Genomic DNA, 2,633 nt, shown 5'->3' on the forward strand with positions numbered 1-2,633 from the left:
TGTTGTGAATACATAGCAACAGGAGGCAAACCGGGGGAACTGAAACATCTAAGTACCCCGAGGAAGAGAAATCAACCGAGATTCCGAAAGTAGCGGCGAGCGAAATTGGATTAGCCCTTAAGCTTTTAATGAGACAGATGAAGGCTCTGGAAAGTGCCGCAATAAAGGGTGATAGCCCCGTAATCGACATCTCATCATCAGTGAAAACGAGTAGGGCGGGACACGTGATATCCTGTCTGAATATGGGGGGACCATCCTCCAAGGCTAAATACTACTGACTGACCGATAGTGAACCAGTACCGTGAGGGAAAGGCGAAAAGAACCCCTGTGAGGGGAGTGAAATAGAACCTGAAACCGTGTACGTACAAGCAGTAGGAGCACCTTCGTGGTGTGACTGCGTACCTTTTGTATAATGGGTCAGCGACTTAATTTTAGTAGCAAGGTTAACCGTTTAGGGGAGCCGTAGGGAAACCGAGTCTTAACTGGGCGTACAGTTGCTAGGATTAGACCCGAAACCAGGTGATCTAGCCATGGGCAGGTTGAAGGTTGAGTAACATCAACTGGAGGACCGAACCGACTAATGTTGAAAAATTAGCGGATGACTTGTGGCTAGGGGTGAAAGGCCAATCAAACCTGGAGATAGCTGGTTCTCCCCGAAAGCTATTTAGGTAGCGCCTCGGACGAATACTACTGGGGGTAGAGCACTGTTAAGGCTAGGGGGTCATCCCGACTTACCAACCCTTTGCAAACTCCGAATACCAGTAAGTACTATCCGGGAGACACACGGCGGGTGCTAACGTCCGTCGTGGAGAGGGAAACAACCCAGACCGCCAGCTAAGGTCCCAAAGTATAGCTAAGTGGGAAACGATGTGGGAAGGCTCAGACAGCCAGGATGTTGGCTTAGAAGCAGCCATCATTTAAAGAAAGCGTAATAGCTCACTGGTCGAGTCGGCCTGCGCGGAAGATGTAACGGGGCTAAGCTATACACCGAAGCTGCGGCTACGTACCTTAGGGTATGTGGGGTAGGGGAGCGTTCTGTAAGCCGTTGAAGGTGGTCTGTAAGGGCTGCTGGAGGTATCAGAAGTGCGAATGCTGACATGAGTAACGATAAAGGGAGTGAAAAACTCCCTCGCCGGAAGACCAAGGGTTCCTGTCCAACGTTAATCGGGGCAGGGTAAGTCGACTCCTAAGGCGAGGCCGAAAGGCGTAGTCGATGGGAAACGGGTTAATATTCCCGTACTTCTTACAATTGCGATGGGGGGACGGAGAAGGCTAGGTGGGCCTGGCGACGGTTGTCCAGGTTCAAGTACGTAGGCGGAAAGTTTAGGTAAATCCGGACTTTCATTAACGCTGAGATACGATGTCGAGCTACTACGGTAGTGAAGTCATTGATGCCATGCTTCCAGGAAAAGCCTCTAAGCTTCAGATTGTAAGGAATCGTACCCCAAACCGACACAGGTGGTCGGGTAGAGAATACCAAGGCGCTTGAGAGAACTCGGGTGAAGGAACTAGGCAAAATGGTACCGTAACTTCGGGAGAAGGTACGCTCTTATCAGTGAAGTCCCTTGCGGATGGAGCAGACGAGAGTCGCAGATACCAGGTGGCTGCAACTGTTTATTAAAAACACAGCACTGTGCAAAATCGTAAGATGACGTATACGGTGTGACGCCTGCCCGGTGCCGGAAGGTTAATTGATGGGGTTAGACTTCGGTCGAAGCTCTTGATCGAAGCCCCGGTAAACGGCGGCCGTAACTATAACGGTCCTAAGGTAGCGAAATTCCTTGTCGGGTAAGTTCCGACCTGCACGAATGGCGTAATGATGGCCACGCTGTCTCCACCCGAGACTCAGTGAAATTGAAATCGCTGTGAAGATGCAGTGTACCCGCGGCTAGACGGAAAGACCCCGTGAACCTTTACTACAGCTTGGCACTGAACATTGAACCTACATGTGTAGGATAGGTGGGAGACTTTGAAACCGCGTCGCTAGATGTGGTGGAGTCGTCCTTGAAATACCACCCTTGTAGTTTTGATGTTCTAACGTTGGTCCCTGAATCGGGATTACGGACAGTGCCTGGTGGGTAGTTTGACTGGGGCGGTCTCCTCCCAAAGAGTAACGGAGGAGCACGAAGGTGGGCTAAACACGGTTGGACATCGTGTGGTTAGTGCAATGGCATAAGCCCGCTTGACTGCGAGAATGACAATTCGAGCAGGTGCGAAAGCAGGTCATAGTGATCCGGTGGTTCTGAATGGAAGGGCCATCGCTCAACGGATAAAAGGTACTCCGGGGATAACAGGCTGATACCGCCCAAGAGTTCATATCGACGGCGGTGTTTGGCACCTCGATGTCGGCTCATCACATCCTGGGGCTGAAGTCGGTCCCAAGGGTATGGCTGTTCGCCATTTAAAGTGGTACGCGAGCTGGGTTTAGAACGTCGTGAGACAGTTCGGTCCCTATCTGCCGTGGGCGTTGGAAAATTGAAAGGGGCTGCTCCTAGTACGAGAGGACCGGAGTGGACGAACCTCTGGTGTTCGGGTTGTCATGCCAATGGCATTGCCCGGTAGCTAAGTTCGGAATCGATAACCGCTGAAAGCATCTAAGCGGGAAGCGAGCCTTGAGATGAGTTTTCCCTGGC

1 rRNA gene is annotated in these 2,633 nt (G+C 51.5%); it reads left to right on the forward strand.

What is annotated here, in order from left to right:
- Nucleotides 1–2,633 (forward strand): 23S ribosomal RNA (locus tag ACED28_RS23015); the annotation flags it as partial.

It is taken from the genome of Vibrio sp. 1F253 (assembly GCF_041439295.1).
Lineage (GTDB): Bacteria > Pseudomonadota > Gammaproteobacteria > Enterobacterales > Vibrionaceae > Vibrio > Vibrio tasmaniensis_A.